Source organism: Aquabacterium sp. (assembly GCF_041915145.1).
Classification (GTDB): Bacteria; Pseudomonadota; Gammaproteobacteria; order Burkholderiales; family Burkholderiaceae_C; genus Aquabacterium.
Genome location: NZ_JAYSBZ010000030.1, coordinates 1 through 18861, shown reverse-complemented (window position 1 = coordinate 18861; position 18861 = coordinate 1). Strand labels below are relative to the sequence as shown.

General features: G+C 61.6%; 19 protein-coding genes. 18 read left to right on the top strand and 1 reads right to left on the bottom strand.

Annotation, left to right across the window (positions count from 1 at the left end; translation table 11 throughout):
* Positions 1–3 precede the first annotated feature (3 nt).
* Positions 4–816, bottom strand: a complete 813-nt coding sequence (locus tag ACE3SS_RS07615; RefSeq protein WP_374592570.1) for an outer membrane protein assembly factor BamD — start codon at positions 814–816, stop codon at positions 4–6.
* Between the two features lie 64 nt (positions 817–880).
* Between ACE3SS_RS07615 and ACE3SS_RS07610 the strand changes: the two genes are divergently transcribed.
* From ACE3SS_RS07610 to ACE3SS_RS07525, 18 genes are all read left to right on the top strand, one after another.
* Positions 881–1888, top strand: a complete 1008-nt coding sequence (locus ACE3SS_RS07610) for an RluA family pseudouridine synthase (protein WP_374592569.1) — start codon at positions 881–883, stop codon at positions 1886–1888.
* 273 nt (positions 1889–2161) lie between these two features.
* Positions 2162–2848: an SMC-Scp complex subunit ScpB gene (gene scpB, locus ACE3SS_RS07605; protein WP_374592568.1), complete on the top strand. Its 687-nt coding sequence runs from the start codon at positions 2162–2164 to the stop codon at positions 2846–2848.
* Positions 2849–2858: 10 nt separating this feature from the next.
* A complete protein-coding gene (locus ACE3SS_RS07600) occupies positions 2859–4640 on the top strand; it encodes a pseudouridine synthase (protein WP_374592567.1) in 1782 nt (593 codons plus the stop codon).
* A 128-nt stretch (positions 4641–4768) separates the two neighbouring features.
* Positions 4769–5194, top strand: coding sequence for a nucleoside-diphosphate kinase (gene ndk / locus ACE3SS_RS07595; RefSeq protein ID WP_374592566.1), 426 nt, complete (start codon positions 4769–4771; stop codon positions 5192–5194).
* A 41-nt stretch (positions 5195–5235) separates the two neighbouring features.
* On the top strand, positions 5236–6342 hold the full coding sequence (gene rlmN / locus ACE3SS_RS07590; protein WP_374592589.1) for a 23S rRNA (adenine(2503)-C(2))-methyltransferase RlmN: 1107 nt from the start codon (positions 5236–5238) through the stop codon (positions 6340–6342).
* Positions 6343–6447: 105 nt separating this feature from the next.
* On the top strand, positions 6448–7227 hold the full coding sequence (pilW, locus tag ACE3SS_RS07585) for a type IV pilus biogenesis/stability protein PilW (RefSeq protein WP_374592565.1): 780 nt from the start codon (positions 6448–6450) through the stop codon (positions 7225–7227).
* Positions 7228–7267: 40 nt separating this feature from the next.
* Entirely contained in the window at positions 7268–8236 is a 969-nt protein-coding gene (locus tag ACE3SS_RS07580) for a helix-turn-helix domain-containing protein (RefSeq protein WP_374592564.1), read from the top strand.
* 20 nt (positions 8237–8256) lie between these two features.
* The gene (gene ispG, locus ACE3SS_RS07575) at positions 8257–9537 is read left to right on the top strand and encodes a flavodoxin-dependent (E)-4-hydroxy-3-methylbut-2-enyl-diphosphate synthase (protein ID WP_374592588.1); all 1281 of its coding nucleotides are present in this window, start codon (positions 8257–8259) and stop codon (positions 9535–9537) included.
* Positions 9538–9587: 50 nt separating this feature from the next.
* Positions 9588–10895 carry a histidine--tRNA ligase gene (gene hisS / locus ACE3SS_RS07570; protein ID WP_374592563.1) on the top strand — a complete coding sequence of 436 codons (1308 nt, stop codon included), beginning with the start codon at positions 9588–9590 and terminating at the stop codon, positions 10893–10895.
* Between the two features lie 58 nt (positions 10896–10953).
* Positions 10954–11628: a YfgM family protein gene (locus ACE3SS_RS07565; RefSeq protein WP_374592562.1), complete on the top strand. Its 675-nt coding sequence runs from the start codon at positions 10954–10956 to the stop codon at positions 11626–11628.
* On the top strand, positions 11625–12749 hold the full coding sequence (gene bamB, locus ACE3SS_RS07560) for an outer membrane protein assembly factor BamB (RefSeq protein WP_374592561.1): 1125 nt from the start codon (positions 11625–11627) through the stop codon (positions 12747–12749). The genes ACE3SS_RS07565 and bamB overlap by 4 nt, the downstream gene beginning before the upstream one ends.
* An 18-nt stretch (positions 12750–12767) precedes the next feature.
* Complete coding sequence (gene der, locus ACE3SS_RS07555; RefSeq protein WP_374592560.1) at positions 12768–14105, top strand: ribosome biogenesis GTPase Der; 1338 nt, start codon at positions 12768–12770, stop codon at positions 14103–14105.
* Positions 14106–14200: 95 nt separating this feature from the next.
* Positions 14201–14443, top strand: a complete 243-nt coding sequence (gene hfq, locus ACE3SS_RS07550) for an RNA chaperone Hfq (protein WP_374592559.1) — start codon at positions 14201–14203, stop codon at positions 14441–14443.
* A gap of 51 nt (positions 14444–14494) precedes the next feature.
* A complete protein-coding gene (gene hflX / locus ACE3SS_RS07545; RefSeq protein WP_374592558.1) occupies positions 14495–15745 on the top strand; it encodes a GTPase HflX in 1251 nt (416 codons plus the stop codon).
* Positions 15746–15906: 161 nt separating this feature from the next.
* A complete protein-coding gene (gene hflK / locus ACE3SS_RS07540) occupies positions 15907–17112 on the top strand; it encodes an FtsH protease activity modulator HflK (RefSeq protein WP_374592587.1) in 1206 nt (401 codons plus the stop codon).
* Between the two features lie 11 nt (positions 17113–17123).
* Complete coding sequence (gene hflC, locus ACE3SS_RS07535; protein WP_374592557.1) at positions 17124–18020, top strand: protease modulator HflC; 897 nt, start codon at positions 17124–17126, stop codon at positions 18018–18020.
* Between the two features lie 31 nt (positions 18021–18051).
* Positions 18052–18237: a DUF2065 domain-containing protein gene (locus ACE3SS_RS07530; protein WP_374592556.1), complete on the top strand. Its 186-nt coding sequence runs from the start codon at positions 18052–18054 to the stop codon at positions 18235–18237.
* Between the two features lie 79 nt (positions 18238–18316).
* Positions 18317–18861 (top strand): ATP phosphoribosyltransferase regulatory subunit (locus ACE3SS_RS07525; protein WP_374592555.1); only part of this gene is annotated, 545 nt, incomplete at its 3' end.

Below are 18861 nucleotides of genomic sequence, written 5' to 3'. Positions count from 1 at the left end.
CGATCACCAGAGCTGCCACCAGGGTTTGTCGGCCAGGGCGTAGTTCGGATCGAGGTATGGGCTGTTCGGGTAGTTCTTGCTCAGCACGCGCTGGGCATCGTCGCGCAGCGCGGTCAACCCCAGCTTGTCGTAGCTGCGCACCATGATGAACAACGCTTCTTCAATGGCTGGCGAGGTGCGGAATTCCTGCACTGCGCGTTGGGCCCGATTCGAGGCCGCAAGGTAGCCGCCGCGGCGGTAGTAATAGCGGGCGACATGCACCTCGTAGCGAGCGAGCGAATTCACGATGTAATTCATGCGCTGCTTGGCATCGGGCGTGTACTGCGATTCGGGGAAGCGCTCGGTCAACTGGCGGAACGACTCGTAGGCATCTCGCGACGCTTGCTGGTCACGCTCGGACAGATCTTGTCGCGAGATGCGACCGAAGATGCCCAGATCGTCGTTGAAATTGATCAGACCCTGAAGGTAGTACGCGTAGTCGAGCGCGGGGCTGGTGGGGTGCAGTCGCATGAAGCGTTCAAGCTTGGCCAGCGCCTGCGCCTTTTCGCCCGTCTTGTAGTAGGCATAGGCCATGTCCAACTCGGCTTGTTGGGCAAGCACGGTGCCGGCGGCACGGCCTTCAAGCTTTTCCAATCGTTTGATGGCCGTTTCGAAATTGCCGTCGGCCGCTTCTTCCTTCGCGTCTGCGTACAATTTTTCAGGCGTCAGGTTGGGGTCGATGTCGTCTTTCGGGGTTGTGCCGCAACCGCTCAACAAGGCCGAAGCCAGCAGCAGCGAGGCGGCACAGGCGGGCACCCTGGAAAATTCAACGTTCATTCGGTTGCTCATCTCTTAGTGGCGGCATCGACGGTGCCGCGCCAGAAAAATCACCGCACAGTATATGGGCCAGACTCCTTCTGCATCTGACGCCTTGATCGATTCGATCGGCACCGCTGACGACCAGGAGCCGCTGCAAGGCGAGATCGAAAAGCGGGTGGCGGTGGTGTCGCCTCGCGAGCACGGCAAGCGGCTCGATCAGTTTCTGGTTGCTCAGGCCCCCGAGTTCTCGCGCAGCTACCTGCAGAGCCTGGTTGAAGGTGGATATGTGCGAGTCGATCAGCGTGCGGCGGTGGTGAGCTCGAAAAAGGTGGCGCTGGGGCAGTCGATCGAGATCGAGTTGATGCCGACGCCAGAGAGCCGAGCCTTTCGCGCCGAGCCAGTCGAGTTGGACATCGTGTTCGAGGACGAGCATCTGTTGGTGATGAACAAGGCGCCCGGCGTGGTGGTGCATCCGGCGGCCGGAAACTGGTCGGGGACGGTGCTCAACGGCCTGTTGGCTCACCATCCTGGCGCGGCGTCTCTGGCGCGGGCAGGGATCGTTCACCGACTCGACAAGGACACCAGCGGCCTGATGGTGGTCGGCAAGACCTTGGTGGCGGTTACCGCGTTGGTGCGTGCCATTGCTGCGCGTGATGTGCATCGTCAATACCTGGCGATCTGTCATGGCAAATTGAAGCAGACCGATGTGGCGGTGAATGCGCCGGTAGGGCGTGACCCCGCATCGCGCATTCGCATGGCGGTGGTGTCGTCCGGCAAGCCCGCGCAGACCGACGTGACCCGGCTGGCCGTAGCCGATGTCGATGGCGCGGCCTATAGCGGGGTGCGATGCGTGCTGCATACGGGGCGCACGCATCAGATTCGGGTTCACATGGCTTCGCTGGGACACCCCTTGCTGGGCGACGAGTTGTATGGTGGCCGAGTCGCGATGGGAATGGCGCGCCAGGCATTGCACGCGGCGCAGTTGGCGTTTGAACACCCGGTAACGCATCTGCCATTGGTGTTTAATGCACGACCGCCCGACGATTTCTGCGCGACTTGGCGGGCCTTGTTTGGCGACATGCCGAATTAGGGCTCTGCCGATTGTGGATACAATCCCCAACCATTCGAGCGCGCAGCTGCTGCTAATCTACGCGCCATCAAGAGGTGGCTCTCTGTGAAGAGAAGCCATCATGAAAACTAGACGAACCCTGTGGCCGAGGTCTGATAGACCGCGCCTTCCTGGAGCATGGAACACCATGCTCCGGCGTTTCAAAGTGTCCAGCCGCCGGCTCAGCCGCAGCTGATTTGTCGGGCGCATCGGCGCTCGATCGTCCGAGTGACCTGTCGATGGTCATCTAACGAGATGGATGTCTTCAATACGGAGGATGCCAAGCGCATTCTCGAGACGGCGCTACTGTGCGCCCATCAGCCCATGGCGGTGCGCGAGATGCGTACCCTGTTCGCAGATCAGTTGAATCACGACGCCGTGCGGGCCATGCTCGACGAGATCGCATCGGATTGGTCTGGGCGTGGCATTCAGTTGCGCGAGTTGGCGACGGGCTGGCGCTTTCAGAGTCGGCCGGAGTTTCAAGAGCACCTTGATCGGCTCAACCCTGAAAAGCCGCCCAAGTATTCGCGAGCCACGCTGGAGACCTTGTCCATCATCGCGTACCGGCAGCCCGTCACGCGGGGCGACATCGAAGACATTCGCGGCGTGACGGTCAGCAGTCAGATCATCAAGCAGCTCGAAGACCGAGGCTGGGTGGACGTGATCGGCCACCGCGATGCCCCTGGCCGGCCGGCCTTGTTCGCGACGACCAAGCAATTCCTGGACGACATGGGCTTGGCCTCGTTGGCGCAGTTGCCGGCGCTGGATGGGCCGCTGGCTGAAGTGGTTGCCGGCGTGCTGCCAGCGGTCGAGACGCACCCGGAGCAGCCGTCTTTGCTGGACGACGTCGGGAGTGGCGCGGCCGTGCAAACTGAAATAAATGTGAATGAGTCGGGCGAGCCCGAGACTGATCAAGAGTCTCCAGTTCAACCGCAGGCCTGAGTGATTGCAAATGAACGATTCCAACGATTCCAACGATTCGACACCTGATCCCAAGACTGTTGACGCCACGGGCGACGCGGGCGTGCCCGCCGAGACTGGCAAGGATGGCGCTGCGGCGCCAGCGCGTCGTCCTCGGCGCCCGCGTGCACCACGCCGCGAACCTGCTGAGGGCGATGTCGTCGCGGCAGGCGACGCGACCGTCGCGTCGATGGCGGATGTGCCCCAGGGGGACGTTTCGCCGGTTGTTTCCGAGCCAGTGGTGGCGGAAGGTACAACTGCTGAAGCGGGTCAGGCCGTGAGCGCGGACGGTGAACGTGCCGACGCCGAGGGGGCTGATGGCGCTGGTGAGCGCCGTGGTCGGCGCGGTGGGCGCAATCGCAACCGTGACCGTGACCGTGATCGTGGGCCACGCGATTCCGCGCAGGCTGGTCAGGGCAAGCCGCGTGTCGAGCAAGTGGCGCGCGCTGAAGATGGCGCCCGGTTGCAAGAGGTGTTCGACGAGCTGTTGAGCGGAGCGTTCGACGTCGAGCCCTCCGAGGCAGCTGAGGACGATGCGGCGAGCGATGCGCCGCAAAAGCGCGTGTTGCGCCCTGAGCCCGAGGCGCCCAAGCTCCACAAGGTACTGGCACAGGCCGGCGTGGGCTCGCGTCGCGATATGGAACAGATGATTCTCGAGGGCCGCATCACCGTCAACGGCGAACCGGCGCATATCGGGCAGCGTATCTCGTTTGGCGACCAGATTCGCGTTGGTGGCAAGCAGATCAAGGTGCGCATATCGCCGCCGCCGGCGCGGGTGCTGGCCTATCACAAGCCCGCCGGTGAAGTGGTCACGCACGATGATCCGCAAAATCGCCCGACGGTGTTCCGCAGCCTGCCCAAGCTGCATCAAGGCAAGTGGCAGTCAGTGGGGCGACTGGATCTCAACACCGAGGGCTTGTTGCTGTTCACGAGCTCTGGCGAGTTGGCCAATCAGCTGATGCACCCTCGCTTTGGCGTCGAGCGCGAGTATGCGGTGCGGGTGCTCGGTTCGCTCGACGAGACGGCGCGAGAGAAGCTGCTGACCGGCGTGTCGATTGACGGGCAGGCGGCCAGTTTCAAGTCGATCGAGGATGGTGGTGGCGAAGGCGCCAACCGCTGGTATCGGGTCGTCATCACCGAGGGACGCAACCGCGAGGTGCGCAAGCTGTTCGAATCGGTCGGGTTGGCTGTCAGCCGCCTGATCCGGGTCCGTTACGGCTGCGTCGTGCTGCCGCGGGGTCTGAAGCGTGGGGCCTGGGTTGAGCTGGACGAAAACGACGTACGTCAGATTCGTCGCCTGGCGGGTGGCGACAAGCCGCTCCACGAAGGCGCTGGACAAGGTGGTCAGCGTGGCGGTCAGCGGCATCAGGGGCAGGGCAATCGTGGGCAGGGTCCAGGCCAGGGTGCCAAGCAAGGCAAGCATGGGCGCGGTGGCAAGCAAGGGCAGGCGCAGGGGCAGAACCAAAATCAGAACCAGCAGCGCTCTTCTCGCAATGGCGATCCGGTGAATATTCCGAATCCGCTGGAGCAGACCTTTGATCGCCGCTTTGCTTCTGGCTCGCAGCGCATCAGCCGCGGCTTTGGCCAGCCGACGCAAGACCACCCCGCTGGCAACCAGAAGGGCGGTGGGCCGCGTCAGCCTGATCCGATGCAAACCTCGGTGGGCTACATCGGCGCCGATGCCTATTTCAGCAAGGCCCGCGGGCCGCGTGGTGGCGGCGGCAAGGGTGGCGGCGGCGGTCGAGGCGGTGGCTTCGGTGGCCGCGGTCGATGAGCATCGCGAAGCGCCAACGTCGCCGATTGGGTAGGCGTTGGTGGTGGCTCTCGTCGTAGGCAGATGCAACATTACCTGGCTACAATGGCGGGTTTCACATTAAGTGACTGATTCAGGAGAAATAAATTATGGCGATTGAACGTACTCTGTCGATCATCAAGCCCGATGCCGTGGCCAAGAACGTTATCGGTCAAATCTACGCCCGCTTCGAGGGCGCTGGCCTGAAGATCGCGGCTGCCAAGCTGGTTCAGCTGTCGCGCGGCGAAGCCGAGCAGTTCTATGCGGTACACAAGGAGCGTCCGTTCTTCAAGGATCTGGTCGACTTCATGGTGTCGGGTCCGGTGATGATCCAGGTTCTGGAAGGCGAGAACGCCATCGCCAAGAACCGTGATCTGATGGGCGCGACCGATCCCAAGAAGGCAGCTCCGGGCACCATCCGCGCTGACTTCGCCGACAGCATCGATGCCAACGCCGTGCACGGCTCCGACGCAGCCGAAACCGCTGCGGTCGAAGTGTCGTTCTTCTTCCCTGGCATCAACGTCTACACCCGTTGATGAATACTGGTGACGGCCTCTCGCCGTCGCCACACGAATACATGAGCGCGGTCAACCTCCTCGATTTCGATCTGGACGGCTTGGCCGCGTTTTGCGAACAGCTGGGTGAAAAGCGTTTTCGCGCCACTCAGCTCTTCCGCTGGATCCATCAGCGGGGTGCGTCCGATTTCGATCAGATGTCGGACTTGGCCAAGAGTCTGCGCGCCAAGCTGGCCGGGCAGGCTGACATTCGCGGTCTGCCCATCATCAGTGAGCATGTTTCGAGCGACGGTACGGTCAAGTGGCTGTTTGACGTCGGCGCGGGCAATGCCGTCGAGACGGTGTTCATTCCTGAAGACGATCGAGGGACGCTGTGCGTGTCGTCTCAGGCGGGGTGCGCGGTGGGTTGCCGGTTCTGCTCGACCGGGCACCAGGGGTTCAGTCGCAATCTCTCGACGGGCGAGATCCTGGCTCAGCTCTGGCATGCCGAACATGCCTTGCGTGCGCGCCTGCAGACCTCTGATCGCGTCATCAGCAATGTGGTGATGATGGGCATGGGTGAGCCGTTGCAAAACTATGGCGCGCTGGTGCCGGCTTTGCGCGTCATGCTCGACGACCATGGTTACGGCCTGTCGCGCCGCCGTGTCACGGTGTCCACCTCGGGGGTGGTGCCGATGATCGATCGGCTGCGCGACGATTGCCCGGTGGCGCTGGCCGTGTCGCTGCACGCGTCCAACGATGCATTGCGCGACGAACTGGTGCCGATCAATCGCAAATATCCGATCGACGAATTGCTCGATGCCTGCGTTCGCTACCTGGACAAGGCGCCGCGTGATTTCGTCACCTTCGAATACTGCATGCTCGATGGGGTCAACGACAGCGATGAGCATGCCCGACAACTGCTGAATCTGGTGCGCGGGCGTATTTCGTGCAAGTTCAACCTGATCCCGTTCAATCCGTTCCCGGCGTCGGGGTTGCGTCGCTCCAGTTCTGCTCGCGTGCAGGCATTTGCGAAGATCCTCGTGGACGGGGGCATTGTCACGACGGTACGCAAGACGCGCGGCGACGACATCGATGCCGCGTGCGGCCAGTTGGCTGGCGAAGTTCAGGACCGCACCCATGTGCGTGAGCGCATGACGCGTGGTCCGATTCCGATCCGTCCGGCGTGAGGCCGGCACAGACTATCTACACAACACAGGAGTGCTTGCATGGTGCGGTTGGAGCGTCAACGCAGAGGTGCATCGTGTGCGGGTATCTCGCGAGTCGGTGCAGGATTGGCCGCAGCCTGGATACTGGGTGTGGCGATGATGGGGTGCACACCGATGCCGGTCGCGGGGGCGGCTGGTCGGGACATCGTGACGAACTCCGACGAGTCTGCGCGCCACAAACGGGCCCGCGTGCGCCTGGAGCTGGCCACGGCGTACTACGCGCAAGGCAAGTTGGCGCCGGCGCTCGACGAGGTCAAGCAGGCTATCTCGGTCGATCCTGATATCTCGGATGCTTTCAGCTTGCGAGGACTGATTTACGACGGTTTGGGTGATGACGGATTGGCAGAGGCCAGCTTCCGCCACGCCTTGCAGATCGATCCCGCGAACGCGGGCGCCATGCATAACTATGGCTGGTTCATGTGCCGACGCAAGCGCTACGCCGATGCCGATGCCATGTTCGTTGCAGCCATGGCGGTGCCTAAATATCGCGATGCATCGCAAAGCGCGATGGTTCGCGGCGTGTGCCTGGCTCGGCAGGGCAAACTGGATGATGCCGAAAAGGCCCTGATGCACGCTTATGAGATCGATGCGGGCAACCCCACGATCGCGGTCAACCTGACGGATGTGCTGTACCGCCGAGGCGAATACGAGCGAGCCCGCTTTTACATTCGTCGCGTGAACGCATCCCAGGAGCTGGCGAACGCCGAGTCGTTGTGGCTGGCCGTGAAGATCGAGCACCGGTTGGGGAATCTTCAGGGCGAGAAGGAATTCGGCAACCTGTTGCGCAGTCGATTCCCGTCGTCGCGAGAAGTTGCGGCATTGGATGCGGGGCGCTTCGATGAGTGAGATGTCGTCCTCCGATGCTGTGGCGGGTTCGGCGGGGGCCGTGCTGAGGCAGGCGCGTGAAGCGGCCGGGTTGTCGCTGGAAACCTTGTCGGCCACCATCAAGGTGGCGCAGCGCAAGCTGGAGTTGCTCGAGTCAGATCGCTACGGCGAATTGCCCGACGCAGTCTTCACTCGCGCATTGGCGCAAACCGTGTGCCGAGCCCTCAAGGTCGACGCTGCTCCGGTGCTGGCGCTGCTGCCTCCGGCCAAGGAGGCGCGAGGGCTGGAGCGCGTCAATCAAGGATTGAACCAGCCGTTTGACGAACACGGCAAAGTGATAGGGCGCATGCTGGGCGGTGGTTGGGGGCAGTTGCTGCGTCCGGCCGTGTTGGCTCCGGTGTGCTTGGTGCTGGGCGCTGTCGCGATCTATTTCTGGCCACATCGCTTGCAGATCGAAATCGCCGGCACGGCGCCGGTGCCGGCCGCGGCTCAAACACAATCGGCACGCATGGCTGACGTTGCTGCGTCTGAGACGGTTCCGGCGCTGCCCGGCGCGACGATCGATCAGGATGCGGTCAGTGGTGTCCCGCCGCATGCCAGCGAGCCGCCCGATGTGTCTCCGAATGCGGGCGAGTTTCCTTTTCCCGCTTCGACGCAGGCTCCTGCGGCGGCCTCTTCGGGGGCGGCTTCAGGTTCTGCGGTTCAGGTGAAACCTGTGGCGATGGCAGCGGTCGCGATGACGGCCTCGGCGGTTGGCGGCGCTGTCAGCTCCGGCGTGTCGCAGATGGGAGATGGTGCGGTTGCCTTGAAGGCCCGCGAAGACTCCTGGATCGACATCCGTGACGCCAAGGGTAGGGTGCTGCTGTCTCGTCTGGTGCGGGCAGGCGAGAGTCTGACCATGAGCGGGGCGGCGCCCTTGCAGGTCAAGATCGGTAATGTGCACGGCACCGATCTGCAATTTCGCGGACGCGCGGTGGATCTGTCTGCAGCCGGGGTGCGCGACAACGTGGCGCGTATGGAGTTGAAGTGAGTTCAGCGGATTCCTCGGTCATGGGACAAGGGGGCGTCGTTCCGGCGTGGAATGAGCCTATCCAGGCAGCATGCGTGGCAGCGCGTCGATCGCAGCAGGCGCGGGTGACGTGGGGATCGCGCGTCGTGACCATAGGCGGCGATGCGCCCGTGCGTATCCAGTCCATGACCAACACCGATACTGTCGACGCGATTGCCACCGCGATTCAGGTCAAGGATCTGGCGCTGGCCGGATCGGAGTTGGTGCGCATCACGGTGAATACGCCCGAGGCCGCTCAGGCCGTGCCGCACGTGCGCGAACAGCTCGATCGCATGGGCATCGACGTGCCCCTGATCGGCGACTTCCACTACAACGGCCACCGTCTGCTGAGCGACTATCCGGCTTGCGCCGAGGCGCTGTCGAAGTACCGCATCAACCCCGGCAATGTCGGCAGGGGTGAAAAGCGCGACCGGCAGTTCGCACAGATGATCGAGGTCGCGCTGAAGCATGACAAACCGGTGCGCGTCGGCGTCAACTGGGGCAGCCTCGATCAAGAGTTGATGGCGGCCTTGATGGACGCCAACGGCCGTCGCGCCGAACCGTGGGACGCGAGGCAGGTCATGTACGAGGCCCTGGTGACGTCCGCCACGCAGTCGGCTGCCGCAGCCGTTGAGCTGGGCATGCGGCCAGGTCAGGTGCTCATCAGTTGCAAGGTCAGCGGGGTACAGGATCTGATCAGCGTGTATCGCGCGCTGGCTCGGCGTTGTGATCACCCCTTGCACCTCGGCTTGACAGAGGCCGGCATGGGAACCAAGGGCACCGTGGCGTCGGCTGCTGCCTTGTCGATCCTGTTGCAAGAGGGCATCGGCGACACGATTCGCGTGTCTCTCACGCCCCAGCCGGGCGAGGCTCGCACGCAAGAAGTCGTGGTCGCGGCTGAAATATTGCAGGCGCTGGGCATGCGCTCGTTTGTTCCCAGCGTCACCGCCTGCCCGGGTTGCGGTCGCACCACCAGCACCGTGTTTCAGGAGCTGGCCAAGCAGATCGACGATCACTTGCGCGAGCGCATGCCCGTGTGGCGCAGCCAGTATCCCGGCGTCGAGAAAATGAAGGTCGCCGTGATGGGTTGCATCGTCAACGGCCCGGGCGAAAGCAAGCATGCCGACATCGGCATCAGCCTGCCGGGCACGGGCGAGGCGCCGGCGGCGCCCGTGTTCATCGATGGCGAAAAGGCCCTGACGCTGCGCGGCGAGAGCATCGCTGTCGAGTTCCAGAAAATCGTCGAAGACTACGTGGTGCGCCGCTTCGGCGGGGCGTCTTAACCCACGGCCTGCACGGTGCGTGCCGTGCGGGCTCGATATCCAGATTCATCATGAGCGACAACAAAAAGCCGGTGGCCGTTCAGGCCGTCAAGGGCATGAACGACATCCTGCCGCCCGACTCGGCGCGCTGGGACTGGCTGGAAGACAAGGTGCGGGCGCTGATGCGCCGCTATGGCTATCTGAACATCCGCACGCCGATCGTCGAGCCGACCGCCTTGTTCGTGCGCGGCCTGGGCGAGGTCACCGATATCGTCGAAAAAGAGATGTACTCCTTCGAGGACTCGATGAACGGCGACCACCTCAGCCTGCGGCCCGAAAACACGGCCGGCGTGGTGCGGGCCACCATCGAGCATTCGATGCTCTATGACGGTGGCAAGCGACTCTTCTACATCGGGCCGATGTTTCGCCACGAGCGCCCGCAAAAGGGGCGTTACCGCCAGTTCCATCAAGTCGGCGCCGAGGCGTTGGGTTTTGCCGGCCCGGACGTGGATGCCGAATTGATCTTGATGTGTCGCGCCTTGTGGCAAGACCTCGGGCTCAAGGTGGGGGAAGACGTTCGCCTCGAACTCAACAGCCTCGGTCAGCCGGCCGAACGCTTGGCGCATCGTCAGGCGTTGATCAGCTACCTGGAACAGCACGCCGATGCGCTCGACGAAGATGCCCGCCGGCGGCTGCACACCAACCCTTTGCGCATCCTCGACACCAAGAATCCGGCCATGCAGGCCTTGGTCGAGGCGGCGCCCAAGTTGATGGACTTCTTGGGCGAAGAATCGCTCAAGCATTTCAATGCCGTGCGGGCGGTGCTTGATGGCGCGGGCTTGCCCTATCGCATCAATCCGCGTCTGGTGCGTGGCATGGACTACTACAACCTCACGGTGTTCGAGTGGGTCACCGAGCGATTGGGCTCGCAAGGCACGGTGTGCGGCGGCGGCCGTTATGACACCCTGATCGAGCAGCTCGGCGGCAAGCCGGCGCCGGCTGTGGGCTGGGGCCTGGGCATCGAGCGCTTGCTCCTGCTGGTTCAAGAGGTCGGGGCGCAGCCCGCGCCCGTCGTGCCGCATGCCTACGCCGTGGTGCCCAGTCACGCCGCTCTGCCGCAGATCATGGCGACCATCGAGGCGCTGCGTGCGCAAGGGGTGTCGGTGCTGATGCATCCGGGCGGCCCGGATGGGCCCACCGGCATGAAGTCGCAATTCAAAAAGGCCGATGCCAGCGGCGCGGCGTTCGCACTGGTGTTCGGCGAGTCCGAGCTGGCGCAGGGCGTGGTGGCGGTCAAGCCGTTGCGGGGCGGTGGCGAGCAAGTGCTGCGCTCCCTGACGGACGTGTCCGCCTGGTCAGCGACCCTGCTGGCCCCATAATCCCGCCTTCGACGCGTCACTCGGTGGCGCCGTCCTTTCAACACATCCGTTTCGTCGCATGGCCAACCATCTCGATCTCGAAGAACAAGAGCAACTCGATCAGCTCAAGGATTTCTGGAAGCAATACGGCAACCTGATCACTTGGGTGCTGATCCTGTCTCTGGGAGCATTCGTTGCGTATGCCTGGTGGAACAAATATCAGGCCGATCAAGCCATCAAGGCTGGGGTGTTGTTTGACGAGCTTGATCGTGTCGCATCTGCGGGCGATGTCGAAAAAACAACCCGTGTGGCCAAAGACCTGATCAGTAATTTCCCGCGCACCACATATGCCGAGCAGGGTGGTTTGCTGGCTGCCAAAGTGCAAGCTGAGCGCGGCAAGGCGGACGACGCGCGCGCAAGTCTTGAATGGGTCGCAAGCCAGGCAGCGGAGGTTGAATATCAGGCCATCGCGCGTCTGCGTCTGGCCGGGTTGTTGATGGATCAAAAGAAATACGATGAAGCAGGCAAGATCCTCGCGGCTGAATTCCCGAAAGAATTCGCAGCGCTGGCAGCTGATCGCAAGGGGGATTTGCTGCAGTTGCAAGGCAAGTCAGCCGATGCTGTTTCGGCCTATCAACAAGCCTGGAAGTCGATCGAGCAGGACGTCGGTTATCGCAAGGTAATTGCGGCCAAGTTGACTGCGCTGGGGGCGGCACCTGACGTCGCCGCCAGCGAAGCAGGAGTCAAACCATGATGCGTCGCCTCACTGTAACCGCGACACTGTCTTCGATGTTGGCCTGTCTGGTGGCCTGTTCCTTCACCGACAAGCCCGCGCCTACGCCCTTGCAGGCTCTGGCTGATTCCGCGACTGCACAGCCGCTGTGGTCGGTGCGATTGGGTGGCGACGTGTCCCCCGCGCTGCGCATGACCGTGGCGGACGGCTTGATCGTGGCGGTCAACGACAGCGGGGACGTTTCCGCTCGTGAATTGCTGACCGGTCGGGAGCGCTGGCACGGTCGTGTGGATGGGATTGTGTCGGCCGGGGTGGGTTCCGATGGTCGTTATGCCGCCGTGGTTACCAAGGACAACGAACTCGTCGTGCTCGACTCGGGCATGCAGAAATGGCGAACACCGCTGAACACAAGGGTCGTGACTTCGCCACTGGTGGCGGGCGAACGCGTGTTCGTGCAAGGCGTGGATCGCGCCGTTGCGGCTTTTGACGTAATTGACGGACGCAAACTCTGGGTTTACCAGCGTCCGAGTGATCCCTTGGCGTTGTCTCAGCCCGGGGTACTCCAACCTGTGCGCAACACCTTGTGGATCGGCGTGGGCCCCCGTTTGGTGGCATTGGATCCGGTGCGCGGCACCGTCAAGCAGGATGCCATCGTGGCATCGCCCCGAGGCGGCAACGAGGTCGAACGCCTGGCAGATCTGGTCGGGCCGGCCGCTCGCTTCGGCGACGTGTTGTGCGTCCGATCGTTCCAGACCGCAGTTGGCTGTCTCGATGCCACGCAGTCCGTGGTGACCTGGAGCAAGACCCAGGCCGGAATGCAAGGTTTAGCCATGGACGACGAGTTCGTCTACGGAGCCGATAGCAGTGATCGCGTGGTCGCCTGGCGCCGAACCTCCGGGGACATCGCTTGGCGCGTCGAAACGCTGCTGCACCGCACCTTGAGCGCACCTGCCGCGATAGCCGGCAAGGTTGCCGTGGGCGACTTTGAAGGCTATGTGCACCTGTTGTCGCGGCAGGACGGGCATACCGTGGCTCGTCTATCGACTCGTGGCAGCGGCGTGGCTAGCCCGATGGTGGTCGTTGGCAGCAATCTGCTGGTGCTGACGCGCGATGGCGGGCTGTTCGCCTTCGCGGTGGATTGATCCCCGGATTGTTGATCGATGAAACCTGTATTGGCCCTGGTTGGCCGCCCTAACGTTGGCAAGTCGACGCTATTCAACCGTCTGACCAAGAGCCGGGATGCCATCGTGGCCGACTATGCTGGCCTCACGCGCGATCGCCACTATGGAGATGGCCGAATAGGCGCGACCGAGTTCATTGTCATTGATACCGGTGGGTTTGAGCCGGATTGCACGGATGGCATCTTCAAAGAGATGGCCAAGCAGACTCGCCAGGCGGTTGCCGAGGCTGACGCGGTGGTTTTCGTTGTGGACGTGCGTGCCGGGCTGTCGGCCCAGGATCACGACATTGCCAAATACCTGCGCTCCGCGAACAAGAAAGTCATTTTGGCGGTCAACAAGGCCGAAGGAATGACGGATTCGCCGCACATCGCCGAATTTTACGAACTTGGCATTGGTGAGCCACACCCCGTATCGTCGGCTCACGGTCAAGGGGTGCGCAGTCTTGTCGAAGCGGCACTGGCGGAATTCATCGTCGATGAAGATGACGATGCCGAGGAGCAGGCCGAGGATCAACCCATCCGCCTGGCCGTGGCGGGGCGCCCCAACGTTGGCAAATCAACCTTGATCAACGCCTGGTTGGGGGAAGAGCGTCTGGTGGCGTTCGACATGCCCGGCACCACGCGGGATGCGATCAAAGTGCCGCTCGAACGTGATGGACAGCGATACGAGATCATCGATACGGCAGGCCTGCGTCGCAAGGGGCGGGTTTTCGAGGCTATCGAGAAGTTCTCGGTAGTCAAAACGCTGCAAGCGATCGCTGACGCGAACGTGGTGGTGCTGTTGCTGGATGCCACGCAGGGGGTTTCCGATCAAGATGCCCATATCGCCGGCTACATCCTGGACTCAGGGCGCGCTGTGGTTGTCGCGATCAACAAATGGGACGCAATCGACAGCTATCAGCGAGAAATGCTGGAGCGCTCCATCGAGCAGCGACTGGCTTTCTTGCGTTTCGCTCCGCAGGTGCATATTTCAGCACTCAGGCGACAAGGCTTGGGGCCGCTCTGGAAGACCATCGCCGATGCGTGGTCGTCGGCCACGCGCAAACTCCCGACGCCCGTGCTGACGCGACTGTTGCACGAGGCCGTGCAATATCAGCAGCCCAAGCGGGCGGGCATGTTCAGGCCGAAGCTGCGTTACGCCCACCAGGGCGGGCAGAACCCCCCGATCATCGTCATTCACGGCAATTCGCTGGAACACGTGCCGGATTCATACAAAAGGTATCTGGAGGCGCGGTTTCGCGAGCATTTCAAGCTCACCGGAACGCCTCTGCGCATTGAAATGCGTTCGTCCAGCAACCCGTTTGACGAAAAAGAATAAACACCAGCCCAAACGGGATTGGCCTCGGCGAGGCACAAATTCCTGTGCTGTGTTAATGTCTCCTTCCATCATTACTTTCCAACACGGAGCATATCGTGAGCAACAAAGGGCAACTTCTACAAGACCCGTTTCTGAATCTCCTGCGCAAGGAGCATGTGCCGGTGTCGATCTACTTGGTCAACGGCATCAAATTGCAAGGACATATCGAATCCTTCGACCAATATGTGGTGCTGCTGCGCAACACGGTGACTCAAATGGTCTACAAGCACGCGATCTCGACGGTGGTTCCCGGGCGCGCCGTTAGCTTCCACACCAACGAGTCTGGCGACGCAAGCTGAGTCTCTTTTTGCCCCGCGATTGCCAGAGTGTCTGACGTTGTGAGTTGAGCATTGAATCTGACTCACGCTGTTGAAACTCCGCGCGTTGTGCTGGTCGGAGTCGATCTGGGGCCGGGGGCGTCCTTTGATCCGACTTTGGACGAGTTGGCACTCTTGGCTGAATCCGCCGGAGATCAACCGGTGGCTCGCATCGTTGCCAAGCGGCGCGCACCCGATGCCGCTTTGTTTGTCGGCGAGGGCAAGGCTGCCGAAATCAAACTCCTGGTAGATGCACATCAGGCGCACGGTGTCATCTTTGATCAGGCTCTCTCGCCGGCTCAGCAGCGCAATCTCGAACGAGTCATCGGGGTCGAGGTTCTTGATCGAACCATGCTGATTCTCGAAATTTTCGCTGCTCGGGCGAAGAGCCACGAGGGCAAACTGCAGGTCGAACTGGCGCGGCTGCAGTATCTGGTGACAAGACTGGTGCGTCGATGGTCTCACCTTGAGCGTCAGCGAGGCGGCGTGGGGCATCGGGGGGGGCCAGGTGAAACCCAGATGGAACTGGATCGCCGGATGATCGATCAACGCATCAAGTCCCTCAAGGAACGGCTTGCCAAGCTCAAACGCCAGCGTCATACCCAGCGACGTTCGCGGGAGCGAAGCGGCGCCTTCCGCGTGTCCTTGGTCGGCTACACCAACGCGGGCAAATCCACACTATTCAATGCATTGACCAAGGCGCGCACCTACGCAGCCGATCAGTTGTTTGCCACCCTGGACACCACGGTTCGGCAGATCTACCTCGAAGATGCTCAACGCAGCGTGACGCTGTCTGACACGGTCGGTTTCATCCGCGACTTGCCGCACACCTTGATCGAAGCTTTTCAGGCGACACTTCAAGAGGCGATCGATGCAGACGTGTTGTTGCATGTGGTTGATTGCGCCAGTTCCAATCTGCACGAGCAGATGATGGAGGTCGAGCGCGTCCTAACAAGTATCGGTGCCCACGATGTGCCTCAAGTGCTGGTGTTCAACAAAGTTGATGCTTTGCCGTCGGCACAGCAGCCACGCGAACGTGGTGACATGTTTGAACTCGAGCCAGGTCGACTGGTACCACGTATTTTTGTGAGCGCGAAGGAGGGGCTGGGCTTGGCAGAATTGAGGACCTTGCTGTCATGCGCCGCGTTGGTAGCGCCGGAAGAGCTTTTCGAATGGCGATGCCTGACGGGAGACAATCCGGCGGCAGCCCGATGGAATGTCGCCTCGTTTCCCCTTGTAGCAGTGACTTCGGTCGAAGCGGGCACCTTGCAAACGACAAAATGAAAGTCGCTATGAACGATATTCGCGTGCCACGTGTCGTGACGTTGCGCTCCATCACCGTCGCGCTGGCGCGCCTGACATTCGCGGCAGGCTTCTATTTCGCTTGGCGTCTTCGCTTGCCAACTCGCAGCCAACGGGCCGGCGAACTGCGCAGTGCCGACGTCATGCTCAACAACGACGGCCGCAACAATGGCGGCCCACCTGATCTTGACGAGCTGTGGCGCGATTTCAATCGCAAGTTGAGTCAGTTGTTTTCGGGGCCGCCAGTCAATGCTGGTGGAGACGGACCGAGTTCGCCAGACATGCGCGGCGCGGGGGGTGGCTTGGGTTTTTTTGTTGGGTTGTTGCTGCTGATCTGGCTGGGGAGCGGTTTCTTTATTGTGCAAGAGGGCCAGCAAGCCGTGGTGATGTCATTCGGACGGTTTAGTCGAACGGCAGAAGCCGGATTTCAATGGCGGATGCCTTACCCGTTCGAGTCGCACGAAATTGTTGACGTGACTCGTTTGCGAACGGTGGAGGTTGGCAGCGCAGCGGTTGCGCAATCGACCGGTCTGCGTGATTCATCGATGCTGACGCAAGACGAGAACATCGTCGACATTCGCTTCACGGTGCAATATCGGCTGAAGGATCCGAGGGCGTTCTTGTTCGAGAACCACGATCCAGAAGCTGCGGTTGTGCAAGCAGCCGAATCGGCTGTGCGTGAGATTGTCGGGCGCAGTTCGATGGATTCGGTGCTGTACCAGCAACGCGATGCGCTGGCCGTTGATCTCGTGAAGTTGATTCAGTCACAACTTGATCGTCTGAAGGCGGGGGTGCTGATTGCCAATGTCAATGTGCAGAGTGTGCAGGCTCCGGAGCAGGTGCAGGCCGCATTCGACGATGCTTTCAAGGCCGGAGCTGACCGTGAACGCTTCAAGAACGACGGGCAGGCGTACGCCAATGATGTGATCCCAAAGGCGCGCGGCACGGCGGCTCGTCTGCACGAGGAGGCTGAAGCTTATCGGGCCAAGGTGGTGGCTCGTGCCGAAGGCGATTCGCAGCGGTTCCGCAGCGTTCTGGCTGAGTATCAAAAGGCCCCGGCCGTGACCCGTGATCGGATATACATCGATACCATGCAGCAGATTTATTCGAGTGTCACGAAGATCTTGGTTGACTCGCGGGCTGGGTCGAATCTGCTTTACCTGCCCCTTGACAGGCTATTGCAGCAAGCCGGTGCCGGACAGTCGTCCGGTGTATCAGCCCCTGTCGCCTCCGCGTCCGCACCGACTGCGCCTGGTCAGGTGGTGCCTGAAGTCGCCGCTGCGCCTTCCACAGCGACCGATTCACGCTCGCGCGATAACGCGCGAGGTCGCGATCGAGAAGGCCGCTAAGGAGGTACTGCATGAATCGAATCACAATAGCGTTGCTTGGGGCCTTTCTCGCAGTTTTGCTAGCCGCGTCGATCATGTTTGTGGTCGATCAACGGCAGTTCGCCGTGATCTACGCCTTGGGCGAAATTAAAGAGGTCGTGACCAAACCCGGCTTGAAGTTCAAGTTGCCGCCTCCTCTGCAAAACGTCGTGTTTCTTGACCGGCGCGTCCAGACGCTGGACAGCCCGGAAAGTCGCCCGATCTTTACCGCCGAAAAGAAAAGTCTGGTGATCGACTGGCTTGTTAAATGGCGCATTTCCGATCCCAAGCAGTTCATTCGCAACAATGGGGTCGAAATCCGCAACGTCGAGGCGCGCCTGAGTCCGATCGTGCAGGCCGCATTGAATGAAGAGGTGACCAAGCGGGACGTGCGCGCGGTGCTTGCGACCGAGCGTGAGAGCGTAATGAAGGGTGTTATCCAGCGCCTAGGCGACGACGCCAAATCATTTGGTATCGAGATCGTGGATGTACGAATCAAGCGGGTCGATTTCTCGTCGCGCATCACCGATTCTGTCTACAGTCGCATGGAGTCCGAGCGTAAACGAGTGGCCAACGAGTTGCGCTCGCTGGGCACCGCTGAGGGCGAGAAGATTCGTGCGGACGCAGATCGCCAGCGCGAGGTGATCATCGCCGAGGCATACCGCGACGCTCAGAAGATCATGGGTGAGGGCGATGCAAAGGCTTCTGCCATCTATGCCGAGGCTTTCGGCCGCGACCCGCAATTCGCGCAGTTCTATCGCAGTCTTGACGCTTATCGAAGTTCGTTCCGAGGTAAGTCCGATGTGATGGTGCTCGATCCTGCCAACTCGGAATTCTTCAAGGTGTTCCGAGGTGGTTCCGGGTTACCGACGCCTGCTGCGCGCAAGTGACCCATGCTGCCTAATTCATCAAGCGTCAGACGTGTGGACGAATTTGTTGACGGCTGTCGCGCTGATGTTGGTGATCGAGGGCTTGCTGCCTTTCGTGAACCCGACGGCATGGCGGCGCATGTTCGAGCAGGCCTTGCGCCTGAGTGACGGACAGGTGCGCTTCCTGGCCATGAGCAGCATGGTTGCTGGTGTCGTGCTGCTGTATTTCCTGGCGTGAATATGCCGCAGATGATCGGTTGCGTCGCGCCGGGCTGCGCCCGGTAGAATTGCATCTTTAATCCCCCCGGGTGTTTCATATGTCGTCTGCTTGGCTGCTGCCCGAGCACATTGCCGATGTATTGCCAGCTCAAGCGCGGCACATCGAAGAATTGCGTCGCACCTTGCTCGACGTGGCTCGCGGCTACGGTTGCGAGCTGGTGATGCCACCATTGCTCGAATACTTGGAATCCTTGCTCTCCGGTACCGGCCGAGAGCTCGATTTGCTCACCTTCAAGCTGGTCGATCAACTCAGTGGTCGAACCATGGGGGTGCGAGCGGATACCACGCCTCAGGTCGCCCGCATCGACGCGCATCTGCTCAATCGCCAGGGCGTGACCCGCCTGTGCTATTGCGGGCCGGTTTTGCATACCCGATCTTCTGGCCTGCACGCAACACGCGAGCCGCTGCAATTTGGCGTCGAGATTTATGGTCATGCAGGGCTCGAAGCGGATCTTGAAGTGCTGGAGCTGGCCTTGGAAGGCATGCAGCGTGCCGGGCTCAAGCGTGTGACGCTCGATCTTGCCGACGCCCGCATCTTGCGTGGCTTGCTGGACGGTGTTCGGCTGGACGCAGCGCGACTCGC

Coding starts and splice junctions, on each gene's coding strand:
- ACE3SS_RS07565 (WP_374592562.1), top strand. CDS start 10,954: ATGGCCAACCATCTCGATCTCGAAGAACAAGAGCAACTCGATCAGCTC.
- hisS (WP_374592563.1), top strand. CDS start 9,588: ATGAGCGACAACAAAAAGCCGGTGGCCGTTCAGGCCGTCAAGGGCATG.
- hflK (WP_374592587.1), top strand. CDS start 15,907: ATGCTCAACAACGACGGCCGCAACAATGGCGGCCCACCTGATCTTGAC.
- ACE3SS_RS07615 (WP_374592570.1), bottom strand. CDS start 816: ATGAACGTTGAATTTTCCAGGGTGCCCGCCTGTGCCGCCTCGCTGCTG.
- ispG (WP_374592588.1), top strand. CDS start 8,257: ATGGGACAAGGGGGCGTCGTTCCGGCGTGGAATGAGCCTATCCAGGCA.
- der (WP_374592560.1), top strand. CDS start 12,768: ATGAAACCTGTATTGGCCCTGGTTGGCCGCCCTAACGTTGGCAAGTCG.
- ACE3SS_RS07610 (WP_374592569.1), top strand. CDS start 881: ATGGGCCAGACTCCTTCTGCATCTGACGCCTTGATCGATTCGATCGGC.
- rlmN (WP_374592589.1), top strand. CDS start 5,236: ATGAGCGCGGTCAACCTCCTCGATTTCGATCTGGACGGCTTGGCCGCG.
- scpB (WP_374592568.1), top strand. CDS start 2,162: ATGGATGTCTTCAATACGGAGGATGCCAAGCGCATTCTCGAGACGGCG.
- bamB (WP_374592561.1), top strand. CDS start 11,625: ATGATGCGTCGCCTCACTGTAACCGCGACACTGTCTTCGATGTTGGCC.
- hflC (WP_374592557.1), top strand. CDS start 17,124: ATGAATCGAATCACAATAGCGTTGCTTGGGGCCTTTCTCGCAGTTTTG.
- ACE3SS_RS07600 (WP_374592567.1), top strand. CDS start 2,859: ATGAACGATTCCAACGATTCCAACGATTCGACACCTGATCCCAAGACT.
- ndk (WP_374592566.1), top strand. CDS start 4,769: ATGGCGATTGAACGTACTCTGTCGATCATCAAGCCCGATGCCGTGGCC.